Source organism: Salmonella enterica subsp. diarizonae, assembly GCF_008692785.1.
GTDB classification, from domain to species: Bacteria; Pseudomonadota; Gammaproteobacteria; order Enterobacterales; family Enterobacteriaceae; genus Salmonella; species Salmonella diarizonae.
The window spans coordinates 129453-150374 of sequence record NZ_VXJV01000006.1 but is presented as its reverse complement, the minus strand read 5'-3'; the positions used below and the strand labels follow the sequence as shown (position 1 = coordinate 150374).

Annotated in this window: 14 protein-coding genes; 9 read left to right on the top strand and 5 right to left on the bottom strand. The window is 52.2% G+C overall.

What is annotated here, in order from left to right:
- Positions 1-374: 374 nt before the first annotated feature.
- The 3 genes from ldtD to F4V72_RS13860 all read left to right on the top strand — a co-directional run bounded on the left by ldtD (position 375) and on the right by F4V72_RS13860 (position 3708).
- Positions 375-2225, top strand: a complete 1851-nt coding sequence (ldtD, locus tag F4V72_RS13870) for a L,D-transpeptidase (protein WP_053530137.1) — start codon at positions 375-377, stop codon at positions 2223-2225.
- A 259-nt stretch (positions 2226-2484) separates the two neighbouring features.
- Positions 2485-3033: a YcbK family protein gene (locus F4V72_RS13865; RefSeq protein WP_023247049.1), complete on the top strand. Its 549-nt coding sequence runs from the start codon at positions 2485-2487 to the stop codon at positions 3031-3033.
- A 27-nt stretch (positions 3034-3060) separates the two neighbouring features.
- Positions 3061-3708 carry an MBL fold metallo-hydrolase gene (locus F4V72_RS13860; RefSeq protein WP_001109473.1) on the top strand — a complete coding sequence of 216 codons (648 nt, stop codon included), beginning with the start codon at positions 3061-3063 and terminating at the stop codon, positions 3706-3708.
- Between the two features lie 62 nt (positions 3709-3770).
- On the opposite strand, the gene aspC is transcribed toward F4V72_RS13860, so the two are convergent.
- The 4 genes from aspC to pncB all read right to left on the bottom strand — a co-directional run bounded on the left by aspC (position 3771) and on the right by pncB (position 9614).
- Complete coding sequence (aspC, locus tag F4V72_RS13855; RefSeq protein WP_053509627.1) at positions 3771-4961, bottom strand: aspartate transaminase; 1191 nt, start codon at positions 4959-4961, stop codon at positions 3771-3773.
- A 184-nt stretch (positions 4962-5145) separates the two neighbouring features.
- Positions 5146-6237: a porin OmpF gene (gene ompF, locus F4V72_RS13850; RefSeq protein WP_136058378.1), complete on the bottom strand. Its 1092-nt coding sequence runs from the start codon at positions 6235-6237 to the stop codon at positions 5146-5148.
- Between the two features lie 605 nt (positions 6238-6842).
- Positions 6843-8243: an asparagine--tRNA ligase gene (gene asnS / locus F4V72_RS13845; RefSeq protein ID WP_046093551.1), complete on the bottom strand. Its 1401-nt coding sequence runs from the start codon at positions 8241-8243 to the stop codon at positions 6843-6845.
- Positions 8244-8411: 168 nt separating this feature from the next.
- Positions 8412-9614 carry a nicotinate phosphoribosyltransferase gene (gene pncB / locus F4V72_RS13840; RefSeq protein WP_053530139.1) on the bottom strand — a complete coding sequence of 401 codons (1203 nt, stop codon included), beginning with the start codon at positions 9612-9614 and terminating at the stop codon, positions 8412-8414.
- Between the two features lie 265 nt (positions 9615-9879).
- Here pncB and pepN point away from each other — a divergent pair, with 265 nt between their 5' ends.
- From pepN to zapC, 3 genes are all read left to right on the top strand, one after another.
- Positions 9880-12492, top strand: coding sequence for an aminopeptidase N (gene pepN, locus F4V72_RS13835; protein WP_136058377.1), 2613 nt, complete (start codon positions 9880-9882; stop codon positions 12490-12492).
- Between the two features lie 207 nt (positions 12493-12699).
- Positions 12700-13710, top strand: a complete 1011-nt coding sequence (pyrD, locus tag F4V72_RS13830; RefSeq protein ID WP_023247043.1) for a quinone-dependent dihydroorotate dehydrogenase — start codon at positions 12700-12702, stop codon at positions 13708-13710.
- A 166-nt stretch (positions 13711-13876) separates the two neighbouring features.
- On the top strand, positions 13877-14419 hold the full coding sequence (gene zapC / locus F4V72_RS13825; RefSeq protein WP_001220671.1) for a cell division protein ZapC: 543 nt from the start codon (positions 13877-13879) through the stop codon (positions 14417-14419).
- On the opposite strand, the gene F4V72_RS13820 is transcribed toward zapC, so the two are convergent.
- Entirely contained in the window at positions 14416-15525 is a 1110-nt protein-coding gene (locus tag F4V72_RS13820; RefSeq protein WP_023247042.1) for a YcbX family protein, read from the bottom strand. The genes zapC and F4V72_RS13820 overlap by 4 nt on opposite strands.
- A gap of 98 nt (positions 15526-15623) precedes the next feature.
- Here F4V72_RS13820 and rlmKL point away from each other — a divergent pair, with 98 nt between their 5' ends.
- Genes rlmKL through pqiA form a run of 3 tightly spaced genes read left to right on the top strand, consistent with a single transcriptional unit; the run spans position 15624 to position 20920 of the window.
- Positions 15624-17732: a bifunctional 23S rRNA (guanine(2069)-N(7))-methyltransferase RlmK/23S rRNA (guanine(2445)-N(2))-methyltransferase RlmL gene (rlmKL, locus tag F4V72_RS13815; protein ID WP_136058376.1), complete on the top strand. Its 2109-nt coding sequence runs from the start codon at positions 15624-15626 to the stop codon at positions 17730-17732.
- Between the two features lie 12 nt (positions 17733-17744).
- Entirely contained in the window at positions 17745-19652 is a 1908-nt protein-coding gene (locus tag F4V72_RS13810; RefSeq protein ID WP_136058375.1) for an ABC transporter ATP-binding protein, read from the top strand.
- A gap of 14 nt (positions 19653-19666) precedes the next feature.
- Entirely contained in the window at positions 19667-20920 is a 1254-nt protein-coding gene (pqiA, locus tag F4V72_RS13805) for a membrane integrity-associated transporter subunit PqiA (RefSeq protein WP_053530141.1), read from the top strand.
- Positions 20921-20922: the final 2 nt, after the last annotated feature.

Below are 20922 nucleotides of genomic sequence, written 5' to 3'. Positions count from 1 at the left end.
CAGAAACGGTGGCATGCCTGATGGCGTTTCGCTTATCAGACCTGGATAATTTCCTGACGTATTGAAATTATCGCGAACAGAGGCCGGATAAAGCGTTTACGCGTCATCCGGCAAAATAAGTTCTGCTTTATCATTAGACTGGGGCGGCGAAAGCCGCCTTTTTCTTTATCTGAAAAATCTCTCCGGGTAGTGTATTTTCTTTAAACTTCTTTACATTAGGTTAGGCAAAAACGTATCGAACTTTATATACTGGAGTTAAGCCTGACGAGTGAGCAGGCTGACTCGTCATACTAAACAAAAGCATTGGTGAGGTTGACCCGCGCCGCGGGCTGCACCGTCATGCGGAGTATGATAACGAAAACAGGGGGCAAGGGATGTTGCTTAACAAGATGTGTGGTCGTCGTCTGTCGGCAATCAGTTTATGCCTGGCCGTAACATTCGCTCCACTGTTCAATGCGCAGGCCGATGAGCCTGAAATGATACCTGGCGATAGCGCCGTTGCCGCGACTGGTCTGGCTGGGCCGCAGAAGCAATCAGCCGCGACGGCGATTCTGGCCGGGATTCAGCCGCTGCCGGAGGGCGTTTCAGCCGGGAAAATTCGGGCTGATCTACAGTCGCAGCTCCCTTCCGGCTATACGCCGGTCTATATGAGCCAGTTGGCATTGCTTTACGCCGCGCGCGACATGAAGCCCATGTGGGATAATCGCGATGCGGTGAAAGCCTTCCAGCAACAACTGGCGGAGGTGGCGATTGCCGGATTCCAGCCGCAGTTTACCGCCTGGGTGGCATTGTTGACCGATCCCGCCGTAAACGGTATGGCGCGCGATGTCGTGTTGTCAGACGCCATGATGGGCTATCTCCATTTCATTGCGAATATCCCCGTCAAAGGCAATCGCTGGTTATATAGCAACAAACCTTATGCATTGGCGACGCCGCCAGTCTCGGTGATTAACCAGTGGCAAATCGCGCTGGAAGAGGGGCAGTTGCCGACGTTTGTCGCCAGCCTGGCGCCGCAACATCCACAGTATGCACTCATGCATGACGCGTTGCTGAAGTTGGTGGCGGACTCTCGCCCGTGGCCGCAGTTGACCAATACCGTGACGCTGCGCCCGGGGCAATGGAGTAACGATGTGCCTGCGCTGCGCGAAATATTACAGCGTACGGGGATGCTGGATGGCGGTCCAAAGATTGCCTTACCCGGCGATAATACTGCTGATAGCGCCGTTGTCAGCCCCTCCGCCGTGGGCGTCGAAACACCGGCGGCGCAGCCGGTCGCCGAACAAACGGCCCGCCGTAGCAAGCCGGCTCCGGCGGTACGCGCCGCCTACGATCGTGAACTGGTCGAGGCGGTAAAGCGTTTCCAGGCATGGCAAGGTCTGGGGGCGGATGGCGTAATTGGCCCGGCAACGCGTAACTGGCTCAATATGACCCCCGCGCAACGCGCAGGCGTACTGGCATTGAATATCCAACGTTTACGCCTGCTGCCAGCGGAATTATCTACCGGTATTATGGTGAACATTCCCGCTTATTCGCTGGTCTACTATCAGAATGGCAACCAGGTGCTGGCTTCGAGGGTGATCGTCGGGCGTCCTGATCGTAAAACGCCGATGATGAGCAGCGCGCTGAATAATGTGGTGGTGAACCCGCCGTGGAACGTTCCGCCCACGCTTGCGCGTAAAGACATTTTACCGAAGGTGTGGAATGACCCAGGCTATCTGGAGCGCCATGGCTACACCGTGATGCGCGGCTGGAACAGCAAAGAAGCGATCGATCCGTGGCAGGTTGACTGGGCCACCATTACTCCATCGAATCTTCCGTTCCGTTTCCAGCAGGCGCCAGGCGCGCACAATTCGCTGGGGCGTTATAAATTTAATATGCCGAGTTCAGATGCGATATATTTGCACGATACGCCCAACCATAATCTCTTTCAGCGTGACGCCAGGGCGTTAAGTTCCGGTTGCGTGCGTGTCAATAAGGCCTCTGAACTGGCTAATATGCTTTTGCAAGATGCGGGCTGGAACGATGCGCGGATCTCTGGCGCTCTGAAGCAAGGCGACACGCGGTATGTCAATATCCGGCAGAACATTCCGGTTAATCTTTACTATCTGACCGCGTTTGTCGGCGCAGATGGTCGTATGCAGTATCGTACAGATATTTACAATTACGATCTCACAGCGCGATCCAGCGCACAAATTGTGCCAAAGGTTGAACAATTAATCAGGTAAATGAAGAAGTTCTGGTAAATATGTTGTCCTAATGTTTAGCTTCAACGGGGTCGTTTCGCTGTAGACCCCGTCGTTGCTGGGGGAGGGCAATCTTGACGCAGGCTTTATCGCCAGTTAAGGTGCCTTTCGTGCGCCAGAAGTGCATATACAACAACCTTTGAGTCGACCGGGCCGTTCAGAAGCCTGTGCCTGTCGGTATTATGCCTGCTTAAAGGTAGAAGTGTATTAACGATAACATTGACCTGTAGACCTGATTATCATGGACAAATTTGACGCTAATCGCCGCAAGCTGCTGGCGCTTGGTGGTGTCGCCCTCGGCGCCGCCATCCTGCCCGTGCCAGCGTTTGCCACACTCTCGACCCCACGCCCGCGTATTTTGACGTTAAACAATCTCCATACCGGAGAGTCAATCAAGGCGGAGTTTTTCGATGGAAGAGCCTACATTCAGGATGAATTAGCAAAGTTAAACCATTTTTTCCGTGACTATCGCGCGAATAAAGTCCGATCAATCGATCCCCGCCTGTTTGACCAACTTTACCGACTTCAGGGGCTGTTAGGGACACGTAAACCTGTGCAGCTCATCTCGGGCTACCGCTCTCTTGATACCAATAATGAATTACGCGCCCGTAGCAGCGGCGTAGCGAAAAAAAGCTACCATACGAAAGGGCAGGCGATGGATTTTCATATTGAGGGCGTGGCGCTGAGCAATATTCGCAAAGCGGCGTTATCTATGGGCGCAGGTGGTGTAGGATATTACCCACGTAGTAACTTTGTGCATATTGATACCGGGCCGGCGCGGCACTGGTAATCAGCGAGGCTTAATCAAAGGAGCAGTATGAACTATCGTATTATTCCGGTCACCGCGTTCTCCCAGAACTGTTCATTAATCTGGTGCGAACAAACCCGGCTGGCGGCGCTGGTCGATCCGGGCGGCGACGCTGAAAAAATTAAACAGGAAGTGGACGCCAGCGGTGTGACGTTGATGCAAATTTTACTCACGCATGGTCATCTCGATCATGTCGGAGCAGCGAGTGAACTGGCGCAGCATTACGGCGTTCCTGTTATCGGTCCGGAAAAAGAAGATGAGTTCTGGCTGCAAGGACTGCCGGCGCAAAGCCGCATGTTTGGTCTGGATGAGTGCCAGCCGCTGACGCCTGACCGCTGGCTGAACGAAGGCGATCGCGTCAGCGTAGGGAATGTGACGTTACAGGTGTTACATTGTCCGGGACACACGCCGGGACACGTGGTTTTCTTTGATGAACAGTCGCAACTGCTGATCTCCGGCGATGTGATTTTCAAAGGCGGCGTCGGGCGCAGCGATTTTCCTCGCGGCGATCACAATCAGTTGATTGACGCCATTAAGCGTAAACTACTGCCGCTTGGCGATGATGTGACCTTTATCCCTGGCCACGGCCCGCTCTCCACGCTCGGTTACGAGCGTCTGCATAACCCCTTCCTGCAAGACGAGATGCCGGTCTGGTAAGCAGAATGAAAAAAGCCTGCAATGTGCAGGCTTTTTTGTCGGTCACGCCAGCCGACAGGTTTTTACAGTACCGCGACGATGGCTTCGCACAGCGGTGCCATATTATCCGGCGTCATACCTGCCACGTTCACGCGACCAGAAGCTACGGCATAAACGCCAAACTCTTCACGCAGACGTAGCACCTGCTCTTTGGTCAGACCACTGAATGAGAACATCCCGTTCTGCTTGATAATAAAGCTGAAGTCGCGGTTTGCGCCTTTCTCCTGCAAGGTATTCACGAACAGTTGACGCATACGCTGGATACGCTGGCGCATGTCCGTCAGCTCCTGTTCCCAGATGGCGCGCAGTGCGTCATTACTCAGGATAGTGGCGACGATGGACGCGCCGTGCGCCGGCGGGTTAGAGTAGTTAGCGCGAATGGCGGATTTCATCTGGCTAAAAGCGCGATCCACGGTTTCCGCGTCGGCGGCAACGAGTGTGCAGGCACCGACGCGTTCATTATATAAACCGAAGTTTTTGGAGTAGGAGCTGGCGACAATCAGCTCCTTATGCAGCGCGGCAAAGGCGCGCAGACCTTCCGCATCTTCTTCCAGGCCGCGGGCAAAGCCCTGGTAAGCGAAATCAAATAGCGGTAGCCAACCTTTTTCAACAGAAAGCTCAGCCAGAGCTTTCCACTGTTCCAGAGTAGGGTCAATGCCGGTTGGGTTGTGACAGCAACCATGGAACAGAACCACATCGCCGGCCTGTGCTTCGCTCAGACTGGCTTGTAGCGCGTCAAAATCCAGCGTGTGATTCTCCGCATCGTAGTAAGCGTACTCCCGGACTTCCAGTCCGGCGGCGTTAAACACGCTTTTGTGGTTCGGCCAACTGGGGTTGCTCACCCACACCCGTTTTACCGGGGTATTTTTTGCCAGGAAGTCGGCGGCAACGCGTAGCGCCCCGGTACCGCCCGGCGTTTGCGCCGTGCGTGCGCGCTTGTCGTTAATCAGCGCGCTGCCTTTGCCAAACAATAATTCCTGGGTGCAGCGAGCAAATTCCGGAATCCCGTCAATGCCGAGATAGTTTTTCGTCGTTTCATTTTCCAGTAAATACTGCTCGGCTTTTTTAACGCTGGTGAGCACCGGTGTTTTGCCGGTTTCATCCTTATATACGCCAATGCCAAGGTTAATTTTCCCTGGACGGTCATCGGCGCGAAACAGATCGGCCAGGCCCAAAATCGGGTCGGCAGGAGCGGCGGTTATGTTCTCAAACATGACGAGGTTCCATTATAGTTACAGAAGGGAAATCCGCTATCAGGTTAACGGCAGATTTACAAAATGCCAACCGTTAGCGCTAAAAAGCCCGACTGTTTTTGAAAGACGCACGTTTTCTCTAAGAGACATAAAAAAACAGGACCGAAGTCCTGTTTTTGAGGCATAAAACAAAGGGGTCTGCTGGTCAGAACTGGTAAGTAATACCGACTGCCGCCTGATCGTCGGTGCCAACGTAGCTGGAGCTGTAGTCGTTTTTGTCCAGCAGGTTGAAACGGTAGTCAACCCATACGTTCATGTTTTTGTTGAAGTAGTAAGTCGCGCCCGCCTGAATGTATTTCGCCAGGTCGGCTGTGCTGTCGGCGCCGTTCAACTGCTTACCTTTACTCTGCACATACGAGATTGCCGGACGCAGGCCGAAGTCAAACTGGTACTGAGCGACCACTTCAAAGTTCTGCGTTTTGTTTGCCATTTCCACGGTATTGGTAACCGTATTTTCAACAATGCTCATATTGCGGGTTTCGGCATATACGGCAGCCAGGTAGACGTTGTTCGCATCATATTTCGCGCCAACGGCCCACGATTCTGCGCGATCGCCATTACCATCGCGATCCTGCTGATCGTTAGTACGCTTGCTGTTGCTGTACGCTGCGGTGACGCCAAAGCCGTCGAACTCATATGCCATGGTGTAACCTACGCCATCGCCATTCTGAGAGTTGATGCTGTGGTTGTCCTGATTTTTACCCTGATACTGGATACCGAAAGAGAGACCGTCCACCAGACCGAAGAAGTCAGAGTTACGGTAGGTCAACAAACCGCCAGCACGGCTGGTCATGTAGTTATCAGTATAGGCGCCGCCCCAGGTTTCGCCGGAGAAGTAGGGTGCCATATCGGTATATGATTCAACATCGTAAACGATACCGTAGTTACGACCATAATCGATTGAACCCACTTCTGCGTATTTCAAACCTGCGAAGGCCAGACGGACCAGATTCGAGTTCTGCTGTTCGCCTTCAGCGCGATCTGCTTTGGTACGGTATTCCCACTGACCGAAACCGGTCAGATCGGTGTTAATTTGCGTTTCCCCTTTAAAACCAATCTGGGCATAAGTCTGGTCGGCATTTTTGCTATCGCCGGTCGTTGTCCATACGTGACGACCCACGGCTTTACCGTACAGATCCAGCTTATTACCATCTTTATTATAAATTTCTGCTGCGTTTGCGGTTGCAGCAGCCAGCAGGGCAGGGATCACCGCTGCCAGGATTTTGCGCTTCATCATTATTTATTACCCTCATTGGTTTTTTTATATGACACCTGCCACTGCCGTCAATAAATTCCGTCAATAAAACTTTACAGAAATATTGATGAGAGTTTGGTGTCTTTATGTGTCTGACAGGCATCTTTCCATTCAAACTAACGTTTCGCTACCGTGAAAATGCTACAAATATAAAGATTTAGTATCAAAAGGAAAAAATATGTAAGAAAATATTATTTTTGCGGAACTTTGTGAACAACGTCAAACTTCCCCTTATTTTTCGTCTTAATTTGTTCTTTTTAATTTTATTCATATGATTTTATTATATTTATTGGCATGCGACACCATTGTGCCTGAAAAAGCAGCAGATGAGCCATTTTATAAAAATAGCCATTTAGATGTCCTGATGTCTGAAATGATGGGGAAAAATTGTGCTATTAGAGCAGAAAAATCTAATCCTTAATAAAATTAAGGATTAATTTTTATGTGTAAATATTTTTGTGAAATATACAGTAACAAGATGTGGTAATTCAGAGGGTTGTAATTAAATTTATTTACTTATTGAGAATAAAACTGACATTCAGGTGAAAAAAAGGCCAGCATAGCTGGCCTTGAGTGTGACGTAAAAATTAGAAGCTGGCGTTGCGTGGCGTCCGTGGGAACGGAATAACATCGCGCACGTTTTGCACACCCGTGACGTAAGCGATCAGGCGTTCAAAGCCCAGGCCAAAGCCGGAATGCGGTACAGTACCGTAGCGACGTAAGTCGCGATACCACCAGTAATCCTCTTTATTCAGCCCCATTTCGGCCATACGGGCATCCAGCACATCCAGACGCTCTTCACGCTGGGAACCGCCGATGATTTCGCCGATTCCCGGCGCCAGTACATCCATTGCCGCTACGGTTTTGCCGTCTTCGTTAAGGCGCATGTAAAACGCTTTAATTTCTTTCGGATAGTTTTTCACCACCACAGGTGCTTTGAAATGTTCTTCCGCCAGATAGCGTTCGTGTTCGGAAGAGAGGTCGACGCCCCAGAACACCGGATTTTCAAATTTCTTACCACAGCGTTCCAGAATGGCGACCGCATCGGTGTAATCCACCTGAGCGAAGTCGGTAGAGACAAAACGCTCCAGACGAGCGATAGCGTCTTTATCCACGCGTTCGGCAAAGAACTTCATGTCATCCGCACGCTCTTCCAGAACCGCGTTGAAGACATATTTCAGCATGGCTTCCGCCAGACGGGCGTTGTCTTCCAGATCGGCGAACGCCACTTCCGGCTCCAGCATCCAGAACTCCGCCAGGTGACGGCTGGTGTTGGAGTTTTCCGCGCGGAAGGTCGGCCCAAAAGTATAGATTTTGGACAGCGCGCAGGCATACGTTTCGCCGTTTAGCTGGCCGGAGACGGTCAGGAATGATTCTTTGCCGAAAAAGTCTTTGTCAAAATCTACCTTGCCCTGGTCGTTACGCGGCAGGTTTTCCAGATCCAACGTTGAGACGCGGAACATTTCGCCAGCGCCTTCGGTATCGGAAGCGGTAATCAGCGGGGTGGAGACCCAAAAGAAGCCCTGCTCATCGAAGAAGCGATGCAGCGCCTGTGCCAGAGTATGGCGGACGCGCGCTACCGCGCCAATCAGGTTGGTGCGCGGGCGCAGATGCGCGACCTCACGCAGATACTCAATGCTATGGCGTTTTGCCGCCATCGGGTAGGTATCCGGATCTTCCACCCAACCTGCGACCTCTACTTTCGTGGCCTGGATTTCGAAACTTTGCCCTTGTCCCGGCGACGCGACAACCTTACCCGTTACCACCACGGAGCAGCCTGTCGTCAGGTGTAATACTTCTTCATTATAATTGGGCAGAGAATTATTAATTACAGCCTGTACAGGATCAAAGCAGGAGCCGTCATAAACGGCGAGGAAGGAGATGCCAGCTTTTGAATCTCGGCGGGTACGCACCCATCCGCGCACGGTGACTTCTTGGTCAACGGCTACGCGGCCCTGGAGTACGTCGGCTACAGGCACAACGCTCATAATATTCTCTCTGTTAATAGTCGGAAAAAATAAACACTTGTCCACCCGAAATGGGGGGATTCCTATGTTACCTGGCATCTGCAATCAGACAAGCAGAAATCGTAGCTGAAGTGAAAGATTTCGGAAATAAACCTGAAAAAGGAGCCCTGGCAGGCTCCCTGGGAAGAATTAACTGGCTTTGCGGACCTGCGGGAGATCAAAAGCTTTACGCAGCGCACGCACAAACGCTTTATCATGGCAGATCGTTTTACCGGGGCTGTCGGAAAGTTTAGCCACCGGCTTTCCGTTACATTCCACAAGCTTAATAACGATATTGAGCGGTGTTACCTGGGGGATATCGCAGGTCAGGCGGGTACCTATGCCGAAGCTTAACTGCACGCGAGACGCGAAATGGCGATAGAGCTCGACCGCCTTTTGCAGATCAAGGTTATCTGAAAAGACCAGCGTTTTTGTCAGCGGATCAATCCCCAGCTTTTCATAATGGGCAATCGCCTTTTCACCCCATTCGACAGGGTCTCCTGAGTCGTGGCGTAACCCCTGATAACGGCTGGCGAATTCAACGCCGAAATCGCGTAAAAACGCATCCATTGTAATGCAATCTGTCAATGCGATACCAAGCTGGTCCGGATATTCGTTGAGCCAGGCGGCCAGCGCGGCACGCTGACTGGTCGCCAGATCCGGACTGATTTGTTGATGCGCCTGAAACCATTCGTGCGCCTGAGTGCCCATCGGCGTCAAAGCCAGGCGACGCGCGAGATCATAGTTGCTGGTGCCGACAAACCATGACTCCTGCTGGAGACGTTTAACTATCGCCTGCTGCACTTCACGAGAGAAACGACGGCGGGTACCGAAGTCCATCAGGTGGAAGCGGGACATATCGAGATCGGCGGTTAACGCAGTGAAATCAACCAGCTTACTTTCCAGCGCGTCGAGCGCCTGAGCAACGCCCGCGTTTGGCGAGCGGTAGTGATGAACCAGTTCACTGATCACGGCCAGCAGCGGCACTTCCCACATAATCACTTCACGCCACGGGCCGGTTAAGCGAATATTCAGCTTGCCGTTATCGTTGGTGACACAGACTTGAGCGGGGTTATAGCGAAATTCGCGTAACCAGTTCAGATAATCCGGTTTAAAAAAGGGCAGGCCAGAGAGCCACTGGAACTCGTCCTTCTGGAGGCGCAGGTGCTGCATCGCGTCCACCTGCTCGCGAATAGCATCGGCATAAATACCCAGCAGGTCGTCGCCACGGCAACGAAACTCAGCCGCTACCTGCACATCATAGTAGTGGTGAAAAACGGCTTGCTGCATATGCAACTTATAAGCATCTGTATCCAGCAACGAGTGCAGAACAGGAGAAGCGAATTGTGTCATAGGTGCGCTGTAGCGTCCTCTCACGGGAGCGTTTAGTACAATAAACAACTAAGAAAACCGCTGGAGTATACCTTGTTTAGCGATTTATTGAACCCCGATCACACCATAAGCTGTCTTTAGGGTCGAGCGCATTTCGTGCCCCATGTTATAAAAATGTAGCAAAGAGGCCGTTTGTGCCTGAAAAGATGAACATTCTGCGTAGCGCGATTTGCGCAACAGGAATAGACTGGAGTCGACACTCTACAAAAGATGCGAAAGGTTTTTTATGACACAACAGCCACAAGCCAAATACCGCCACGACTATCGCGAGCCGGATTACCAGATTACTGATATTGACTTGACCTTTGACCTCGATGCCGAAAAAACCGTGGTCACCGCAATAAGCCAGGCTGTTCGTCATGGCGCGCCTGATGCGCCTCTTCGCCTTGATGGGGAAGATTTAACGCTGGTATCCCTCCACGTCAACGATGCGCCGTGGACAGCATATAAAGAAGAAGAGGGCGCGCTTATCATCAGCGACCTGCCAGAGCGTTTTACGTTACGCATTGTCAACGAGGTAGGTCCGGCGGCGAATACGGCGCTGGAAGGATTGTATCAGTCCGGCGATGCGCTCTGTACTCAGTGTGAAGCGGAGGGCTTCCGCCATATCACCTGGTATCTTGACCGCCCGGACGTACTGGCGCGATTTACCACCAAAATTATTGCCGATAAAACCAAATATCCGTTCCTGCTCTCCAATGGCAATCGTGTTGCGCAGGGCGAGCTGGAGAATGGCCGTCATTGGGTACAGTGGCAAGATCCGTTCCCAAAACCGTGTTATCTGTTTGCGCTGGTGGCCGGTGATTTTGACGTTCTGCGCGATACCTTTACCACCCGTTCCGGACGTGAAGTCGCGCTGGAACTGTACGTTGACCGCGGCAATCTGGATCGCGCGCCGTGGGCGATGACCTCGCTGAAGAATTCCATGAAATGGGATGAAACGCGTTTTGGACTCGAATATGACCTCGACATCTATATGATTGTCGCGGTGGATTTCTTTAATATGGGCGCGATGGAGAATAAAGGTCTCAATATCTTTAACTCCAAATATGTGTTGGCGCGTACCGATACCGCGACGGATAAAGATTATCTCGATATTGAGCGCGTGATAGGCCATGAGTATTTCCACAACTGGACCGGCAACCGCGTCACCTGCCGCGACTGGTTCCAGTTGAGCCTGAAAGAGGGGCTAACCGTGTTCCGCGATCAGGAGTTTAGCTCTGATTTGGGGTCACGCGCGGTGAACCGCATCAGTAACGTGCGTACCATGCGCGGTTTACAATTCGCGGAAGACGCCAGCCCGATGGCGCATCCTATCCGCCCGGATAAAGTAATCGAAATGAATAACTTCTACACCCTCACCGTTTATGAAAAGGGTGCGGAAGTCATTCGCATGATCCACACGTTGCTGGGTGAGGAAAATTTCCAGAAGGGGATGCAGCTTTATTTTGAGCGCCATGACGGCAGCGCCGCGACGTGTGATGACTTCGTACAGGCGATGGAAGATGCTTCTAATGTCGATTTGTCCCATTTCCGCCGCTGGTACAGTCAGTCCGGCACGCCGATTGTAACGGTAAAAGATGATTATAATCCGGAAACCGAGCAGTACACGTTGACCATCAGCCAGCGCACTCCGGCGACGGCGGATCAGGCGGAGAAGCAGCCGCTGCATATTCCATTCGCCATCGAACTGTACGATAACGAAGGCAACGTCATTCCGTTGCAAAAAGGCGGTCACCCGGTCAACGCCGTGCTGAACGTCACTCAGGCGGAGCAGACATTTACCTTCGATAATGTTTACTTCCAGCCTGTTCCGGCCTTGCTGTGCGAGTTTTCAGCGCCGGTGAAACTGGAATATAAATGGAGCGATCAGCAGTTGACGTTCCTGATGCGCCATGCGCGCAATGATTTCTCCCGTTGGGATGCGGCGCAAAGCCTGCTGGCCACATACATTAAACTGAATGTGGCGCGTCATCAGCAGGGGCAACCGCTATCGCTTCCGGTGCATGTCGCTGATGCGTTCCGCGCAGTACTGTTGGATGAGAAAATCGATCCGGCGTTGGCCGCAGAAATTTTAACGCTGCCTTCGGCCAATGAAATTGCGGAGCTGTTTGAGGTCATTGACCCGATCGCCATTGCGCAAGTTCGTGAAGCGCTAACGCGTACGCTGGCGGCAGAACTGGCGGATGAGTTCCTTGCTATCTATAACGCCAATCATCTGGATGAGTATCGTGTTGATCACGGCGATATTGGTAAGCGCACGCTGCGCAATGCTTGCCTGCGCTTCCTGGCGTTCGGCGAGACGGAGCTGGCTAATACGCTGGTCAGCAAACAGTATCGCGACGCCAATAACATGACCGATGCGCTGGCGGCCCTGTCTGCTGCGGTGGCGGCGCAGTTGCCGTGCCGCGATACGCTGATGCAGGAATATGACGATAAGTGGCATCAGGACGGCCTGGTGATGGATAAATGGTTTATCCTGCAATCCACAAGCCCGGCGGAAAATGTACTGGAAACTGTACGCGGCCTGCTCAAACACCGTTCTTTCAGCATGAGCAATCCGAACCGCATCCGTTCATTGATTGGCGCGTTTGCCGGCAGTAACCCGGCGGCGTTCCATGCGCAAGACGGTAGCGGATACCAGTTTCTGGTCGAGATGCTGACCGATCTGAATAGTCGTAACCCGCAGGTTGCATCTCGCCTCATTGAACCGCTGATTCGTCTGAAACGTTATGATGGTAAGCGACAGGAGAAAATGCGTGCGGCGCTGGAGCAGTTAAAAGGACTGGAGAATCTTTCCGGCGATCTGTACGAGAAGATAACTAAAGCGTTAACCTGATCATATCCGCTATAAAAATGTAAGACATACCCGGTAAGCGTTAGCGCTGCCGGGCATTTTTTTGCCGGATGATGACGCTCCCTGGCGAAGCGTGAAGTGGGGCTGAAGGAAAACGATTGCTATTTATTGCCGTAGGTCAATTCCCTTTTGCACGGTTATCGCCCATAATACGCCCCCGGTTTGCACACCGGGAATCCAGGAGAGTTCATGTACTACCCCTTCGTTCGTAAAGCCCTTTTCCAGCTCGATCCAGAGCGCGCTCATGAATTTACATTTCAACAATTACGCCGCATTACAGGTACGCCGCTGGAAGCACTGGTGCGCCAGAAAGTACCAACAAAGCCGGTCACCTGCATGGGACTTACCTTTAAGAATCCACTGGGGCTGGCTGCCGGTCTGGATAAAGACGGGGAGTGCATCGACGCGCTAGGCGCGATGGGGTTTGGTTCCCTGGAAATCGGCACCGTGACGCCGCGCCCACAGCCGGGTAACGATAAGCCGCGTCTTTTTCGTCTGGTGGATGCTGAAGGTCTGATCAATCGGATGGGATTTAATAATCTGGGCGTCGATAACCTTGTCGAGAATGTTAAAAAGGCCCATTTTGATGGTATTCTGGGAATTAACATCGGTAAAAATAAAGATACCCCTGTCGAAAATGGCAAAGATGACTACCTGATTTGTATGGAAAAAGTCTATGCTTATGCGGGTTATATCGCCATTAATATTTCTTCGCCGAATACGCCAGGGTTACGCACGCTCCAGTATGGCGATGCGCTGGATGATCTATTGAGCGCCATTAAAAATAAGCAAAACGATCTTCAGGCGATCCATCATAAATATGTGCCGGTGGCGGTAAAGATCGCGCCGGATCTTTGTGAAGAAGAATTGATCCAGGTTGCCGATAGCCTGCTTCGACATAATATTGATGGCGTGATTGCGACAAATACCACCCTCGATCGTTCTCTGGTACAAGGAATGAAAAATTGCCAGCAAACGGGGGGATTAAGTGGCCGGCCATTACAATTAAAAAGCACAGAAATTATTCGCCGTTTATCCCAGGAGTTAAAAGGACAATTACCTATTATCGGCGTCGGCGGCATTGACTCAGTTATCGCCGCGCGCGAGAAGATAGCGGCAGGAGCAACTCTGGTACAAATTTATTCCGGCTTTATTTTTAAAGGCCCGCCATTGATTAAAGAAATCGTAACGCATATCTAAACTTTACCCTTTATCAGACAACCAGGGCTTTATTTCCGGCGCTGGTTGTTTTATATTTCTCCACTGTTGCTTATTTAGACATTTTGGGCTTTTATTATTGGGGTAATAAACGAAGCGGCAAAAGGACAATGCTGTTACGAATTGCTTAAAAGCGGGAGAGAGGCCAATGCGAATTAAACCTGACGATAACTGGCGCTGGTATTATGATGAAGAGCACGATCGTATGATGCTCGATCTCGCCAATGGTATGCTTTTTCGCTCGCGCTTCTCTCGTAAGATGCTTACGCCGGACGCGTTTTGCCCGACCGGTTTTTGTGTGGATGATGCCGCGCTCTATTTTTCCTTTGAAGAAAAATGCCGGGATTTCGAATTAACCAAAGAGCAACGCGCGGAGCTGGTGTTGAATGCGCTGGTGGCGATTCGTTATCTCAAACCGCAGATGCCAAAAAGCTGGCATTTTGTGGCGCATGGCGAAATGTGGACTCCGGGAACGGGTGATGCCGCAAGCGTCTGGTTAAGCGATACGGCGGAGCAGGTTAATTTGCTGGTCGTTGAGCCGGGAGAAAATGCCGCGTTGTGCCTTCTGGCCCAGCCGGGCGTGGTGATAGCAGGCCGAACTATGCAGCTTGGCGATGCGATTAAAATTATGAACGACAGGCTGAAACCGCAGGTTCACTGTCACAGTTTCAGCCTTGAACAAGCGGTTTAATTTTCCAGTCGTAACGCGGTTTTAGGCACGCAGCTACAGCTCAGAATCGTACCATCGTCGCCAATGGCCGATTTTTTCAGCGGGCTTACTTCGCCTTCCAGTAAACGTATCCGGCAGCAACCACAGATACCCGCCCGGCAAGAATACGGAATACGAATTCCCTGATTCTCCAACTGTTCCAGTAGCACCTGTTGATTATTCCCGCAGAAGGTTTGTCCTTGCCAGTCGATGGTCACGCTCGCATCCGGGTGTTTATCTGGCGTAATGCTGTCGTCGACCGCTGTGGCGCCATAGGCTTTTGCCGGGGCTGTTGCCAGAATCTCCACCTCATCGCCGACGCGAATGACGCCGCTATTGCGGGCGATCAGGTTCTGACCAAAATCCACATCGCCATTGTCCAGGGCGGTACGAAAAGCTTGCAGCGTCGCCAGCGGTTCGCCGGAGGGATGTTTTTGCCCCTTTTCGGGGCTGACGGTCGTAAAAATACAGCGGCTACAAGGTTTCACAACGTCAAAAATCACCTCGCCAATGCGAAGAACTTTCCAGTTATCTTCTTCCCAGGCCGCTACGCCGGAAACCACTAAGTTTGGGCGAAACTGTTCCATTTGTACGCCAGCCGGACAACGCTGTTGCAGATCGCGCAGCGAGGCTTCGTTAGTCAATAAATACGGGTAGCCATCGGCAAATCCCAGCGGCACCGCGTTATGCCGTTTAACCCGGCGCGTCAACTGCGGCCCAACCCAGCGCAACTGGACATCGCGGGAGAAAAAGCCGCTCAACCATTGATTAATCACCGTCGGAGCGACGCGAGCGGTAAAATGGTTTCCCCAGACTTCGGTCGGCGCATCCTGCGGGGTGAAATCCGTAAAGCGAACCAGTGAGCTACTGCCGTCTGGCGCGGTCAAATGGAGGCCGTCATGTAAGGGAGAGGGGGTAAAACGTACCATTTGTGGAAACTGGCGGGCGGTAATAAATGTACCGTCAGGCTCGGTAATCATGAAGATGCGATCAAAAGCCAGACCGCTGATATCTGCCAGCGCATGAGTCAGACCAATGCCGCGCATGGATTTGACCGGATGAATAAAGAGCCGTGATAACGTCGCCACCGTACAGTCCCTCAAATGAAAATAAGCCTTCAACTTTATGACATGGGCGTGAGATTAGCTATAATGCGCAACAATTTTCTTAGCGTAAAAGTGACAATATGAATTCTCTGTTTGCCAGTACGGCCCGCGGGCTGGAAGAGCTGTTAAAAACTGAACTGGAAAAACTGGGCGCCGTAGAGTGTCAGGTTGTTCAGGGTGGGGTCCATTTTCAGGGCGACACGCGGCTTATTTACCAGAGCCTGATGTGGAGCCGCCTGGCCTCGCGTATTATCCTGCCGATGGGCGAGTGCAAGGTCTACAGCGATCTCGATCTTTATCTCGGCGTTCGGGCGATAAACTGGACAGAGATTTTTAATCCTGGTGCGACGTTTGCGGTGCATTTCAGCGGCCTGAACGACACCATCCGTAATAGTCAGTATGGCGCGATGAAAGTTAAGGACGCGATTGTCGATGCATTTACGCGGAAAAATCTTCCGCGTCCAAATGTGGACCGCGAATCGCCGGACCTCCGTATTAACGTCTGGCTGAATAAAGAAACTGCCAGCATTGCGCTGGATCTCAGCGGTGATGGCCTGCACCTGCGCGGTTATCGCGATCGCGCCGGTCTGGCGCCAATCAAAGAGACGCTGGCGGCGGCGATTGTTATGCGTTCCGGCTGGCAGCCGGGTACGCCGCTGCTCGACCCTATGTGTGGTTCCGGGACATTATTGATTGAGGCCGCGATGTGGGCGACCGATCGCGCACCGGGACTGCACCGTGGCCACTGGGGATTTAGCGGCTGGGCGCAGCATGACGAGACTATCTGGCAGGAAGTGAAAGCCGAAGCGCAGACCCGGGCGCGTAAGGGACTGGCGGAGTATTCCTCTCATTTCTACGGTTCCGACAGCGATGCGCGCGTCATTGAGCGGGCGCGCAGCAACGCCCGTCGCGCTGGTATCGGCGAGCTAATCACCTTTGAAGTGAAAGATGTGGCGCAACTGAGCAATCCGTTGCCGAAAGGCCCGTATGGTACGGTTATCAGTAACCCGCCTTACGGCGAACGTCTGGACAGCGAACCGGCGCTGATTGCGCTGCACAGTCTGCTGGGCCGTATCATGAAAAATCAGTTTGGCGGCTGGAACCTGTCGCTGTTCAGCGCCTCGCCCGATCTGCTGGGCAGCCTGCAACTGCGTGCCGACAAACAGTTTAAAGCCAAGAATGGCCCGCTGGACTGCGTGCAGAAAAACTATCATATTGCGGAAACCACCGCAGACAGTAAACCGGCGACGGTGGCGGAAGATTACGCTAATCGCCTGCGTAAGAATCTTAAAAAGCTGGAAAAATGGGCGCGCCAGGAAGGCATTGAATGTTATCGCTTGTATGATGCCGACCTGCCGGAATATAACGTGGCGGTAGACCGTTACGGCGACTGGGCGGTGATTCAGGAATATGCGCCGCCGAAAACAGTGGATGCGCAAAAAGCGCGGCAGCGTTTGTTCGATATTATTGCGGCAACCTTGTCAGTGCTCGGTATTGCGCCGAATAAACTGGTGTTAAAAACCCGCGAACGGCAAAAAGGAAAAAACCAGTATCAGAAAATGAGCGAGAAGGGCGAGTTCCTTGAGGTCAGCGAATATAATGCGCGCTTATGGGTAAATCTGACGGATTATCTCGACACCGGTCTGTTCCTCGATCACCGTATTGCCCGCAGGATGCTGGGAGAGATGAGTCAAGGCAAAGATTTCCTGAATCTCTTTTCTTATACCGGCAGCGCCAGCGTACATGCGGGTCTGGGCGGTGCGCGCAGCACCACAACGGTGGATATGTCCCGCACCTATCTGGAGTGGGCCGAACGTAATTTGCGTCTGAACGGACTGAGCGGTCGCGCGCATCGCCTGATTCAGGCCGACTGCCTGGGCTGGCTGCGCGAGGCGAATGAACAGTTCGATTTGATCTTTATCGATCCGCCGACGTTCTCTAACTCAAAACGTATGGAAGAGTCGTTTGATGTTCAGCGCGATCATGTCGCGTTAATGAAAGATTTAAAACGCCTGCTGCGTAAAGGCGGCACCATCATGTTCTCAAATAATAAGCGCGGATTCCGTATGGATCTGGAAGGTCTGGCCGAACTGGGGCTTACAGCACAAGAAATTACGCAAAAAACGCTCTCCCCGGATTTTGCCCGTAACCGTCAGATCCATAATTGCTGGCTGATCCGCGCTGCCTGAAAGGAAAAGTAAATGTCATTAATCAGTATGCATGGCGCATGGCTGTCGTTCAGCGACGCGCCGCTTCTCGATAACGCAGAGTTGCATATCGAAGATAACGAACGCGTCTGTCTGGTGGGGCGTAACGGCGCCGGGAAATCCACCTTGATGAAGATCCTCAACCGCGAACAGGGTCTGGACGATGGGCGTATTATTTATGAGCAGGATCTGATCGTCGCGCGTCTGCAACAGGACCCGCCGCGTAATATTGTGGGCAGCGTCTATGACTTTGTCGCCGAAGGTATCGAAGAACAAGCGGAATACCTCAAACGCTATCATGAGATTTCCCGTCTGGTGATGAGCGATCCCAGCGAGAAAAACCTCAATGAAATGGCGCGCGTACAGGAGCAGCTCGATCATCATAATCTGTGGCAGTTGGAAAACCGTATTAATGAAGTGCTGGCGCATCTTGGACTCGATCCTAACGCCGCGCTGTCGTCGCTCTCCGGCGGCTGGCTGCGTAAAGCCGCGCTGGGTCGGGCGCTGGTCAGCAATCCGCGCGTATTGTTACTGGATGAACCGACTAACCATCTGGATATCGAAACCATCGACTGGCTGGAAGGGTTTCTGAAAACCTTTAACGGAACGATTATTTTTATCTCTCACGATCGTTCGTTTATTCGCAATATGGCGACCCGCATTGTCGATCTCGATCGTGGCAAACTGGTCACCTATCCGGGAAATTACGATCAATACCTGCTAGAGAAAGAAGAAGCGCTGCGCGTAGAAGAGCTACAAAACGCGGAGTTTGATCGCAAACTGGCGCAGGAAGAAGTCTGGATTCGCCAGGGTATCAAGGCGCGCCGCACCCGTAATGAAGGGCGTGTGCGGGCGTTAAAAGCGATGCGCCGTGAACGCAGCGAGCGTCGTGAAGTGATGGGCACGGCGAAGATGCAGGTCGAAGAGGCGACGCGCTCCGGTAAAATCGTTTTTGAGATGGAAAATGTCGATTACCAGGTAGAAGGAAAACAACTGGTAAAAGATTTCTCAGCTCAGGTACAGCGCGGCGACAAGATTGCGTTAATTGGCCCGAACGGCTGCGGTAAAACCACGTTACTGAAACTGATGCTGGGACAGCTTCAGGCTGACAGCGGGCGTATCCATGTGGGAACGAAGCTGGAAGTCGCCTACTTCGATCAGCATCGCGCCGAACTGGACCCGGAAAAAACCGTGATGGATAACCTTGCGGAAGGCAAGCAAGAGGTAATGGTAAACGGTAAACCGCGCCATGTACTGGGCTATTTGCAGGACTTCCTGTTTCACCCCAAACGGGCGATGACGCCAGTTCGCGCGCTTTCCGGCGGCGAACGTAACCGTCTGCTGCTGGCGCGACTCTTCCTCAAGCCGAGCAATCTTTTAATTCTCGATGAACCAACGAACGATCTTGACGTCGAAACGCTGGAACTATTAGAAGAATTAATTGATGGCTATCAGGGCACGGTGCTACTGGTCAGCCACGATCGCCAATTTGTCGATAATACCGTGACGGAATGCTGGATTTTCGAAGGCGGCGGCAAAATCGGACGTTATATCGGCGGCTACCATGATGCGCGTGCGCAGCAAGCGCAGCATCTGGCGACGAAACAGCCGATGGTGAAAAAAAATGAGGAAGTTATTGCCCCTAAAGCAGAAATTGTAAAACGGGGCAGTAGCAAACTAAGCTATAAACTGCAGCGCGAGCTGGAGCAATTACCCGGTCAGCTTGAAGACCTGGAAGCGAAGCTGGAAGCGCTACAGGCGCAGGTTGCGGATGCGGCCTTTTTTAGCCAGCCCCATGAGCAAATGCAAAAAATTCTGGCCGATTTAAGTCAGGTGGAGCAAGAACTTGAGCAAGCCTTCGAACGTTGGGAGTATCTTGAAGGCCTGAAAAACGGGGCATAATTAAAGGAGCGCCTATGTGTGAACATCACCATGCTGCGAAGCACATATTGTGCCCGCAATGTGACATGCTGGTGGCTTTACCCCGCCTCTCGCATGGACAAAAAGCAGCATGTCCACGATGCGGCGCAACGTTAACGACCGAGTGGGACGCGCCCCGGCAGCGTCCTACCGCCTATGCGTTAGCGGCACTATTTATGTTGCTGCTTTCTAACCTGTTTCCCTTCGTAAATATGAATGTCGCGGGTGTCACCAGCGAAGTCACGCTTCTGGAAATCCCCGGGGTCATGTTTTCTGAAGATTACGCCAGCCTCGGCACGTTCTTTTTATTATTTGTCCAACTGGTGCCGGCATTTTGCCTGGTGACCATTTTATTGCTCGTCAACCGAGCCAATCTGCCGTTGTCGGTAAAAAAAACGCTGGCGCGGATCTTTTTCCTCCTGAAATCGTGGGGAATGGCGGAGATATTTCTCGCCGGGGTGCTGGTCAGCTTTGTTAAGCTGATGGCCTACGGCGATATCGGCATCGGCAACAGTTTTATTCCCTGGTGCTTATTTTGTCTCGTTCAACTGCGGGCATTCCAGTGTGTTGATCGCCGTTGGTTGTGGGATGATATCGCCCCTCAGCCGGCGTTGGCGCAGCCGTTAACGCCGGGGATTACCGGTATCCGGCAATCTTTGCGCTCCTGCGCCTGCTGCACGGCGATCCTGCCTGCGAAGAGTCTCGTTTGTCCGCGTTGCCATACGAAAGGCTATGTCCGGCGTAAGAACAGTTTGCAATGGACGCTGGCGTTACTATTTACCTCGATCATGCTTTATCTACCCGCCAATATTTTGCCGATTATGATTACCGATTTATTGGGCTCGAAAATGCCGTCGACCATTCTGGCTGGCGTGATTTTGCTGTGGAGTGAGGGGTCTTATCCGGTTGCGGCGGTTATCTTTCTCGCCAGTATTATGGTGCCGACGCTAAAAATGATCGCCATTGCCTGGCTTTGTTGGGATGCGAAAGGCCACGGTAAACGCGACAGTGAGCGGATGCATTTTATTTATGAAGTAGTGGAGTTTGTGGGGCGCTGGTCAATGATTGATGTATTTGTCATTGCCGTACTCTCTGCGCTGGTGCGTATGGGAGGGTTAATGAATATTTATCCTGCGATGGGTGCGTTGATGTTTGCTTTAGTCGTCATAATGACAATGTTTTCTGCGATGACCTTTGATCCGCGTCTGTCGTGGGATCGTGAATACGAACCAGGCCATGAGGAGTCCTGATA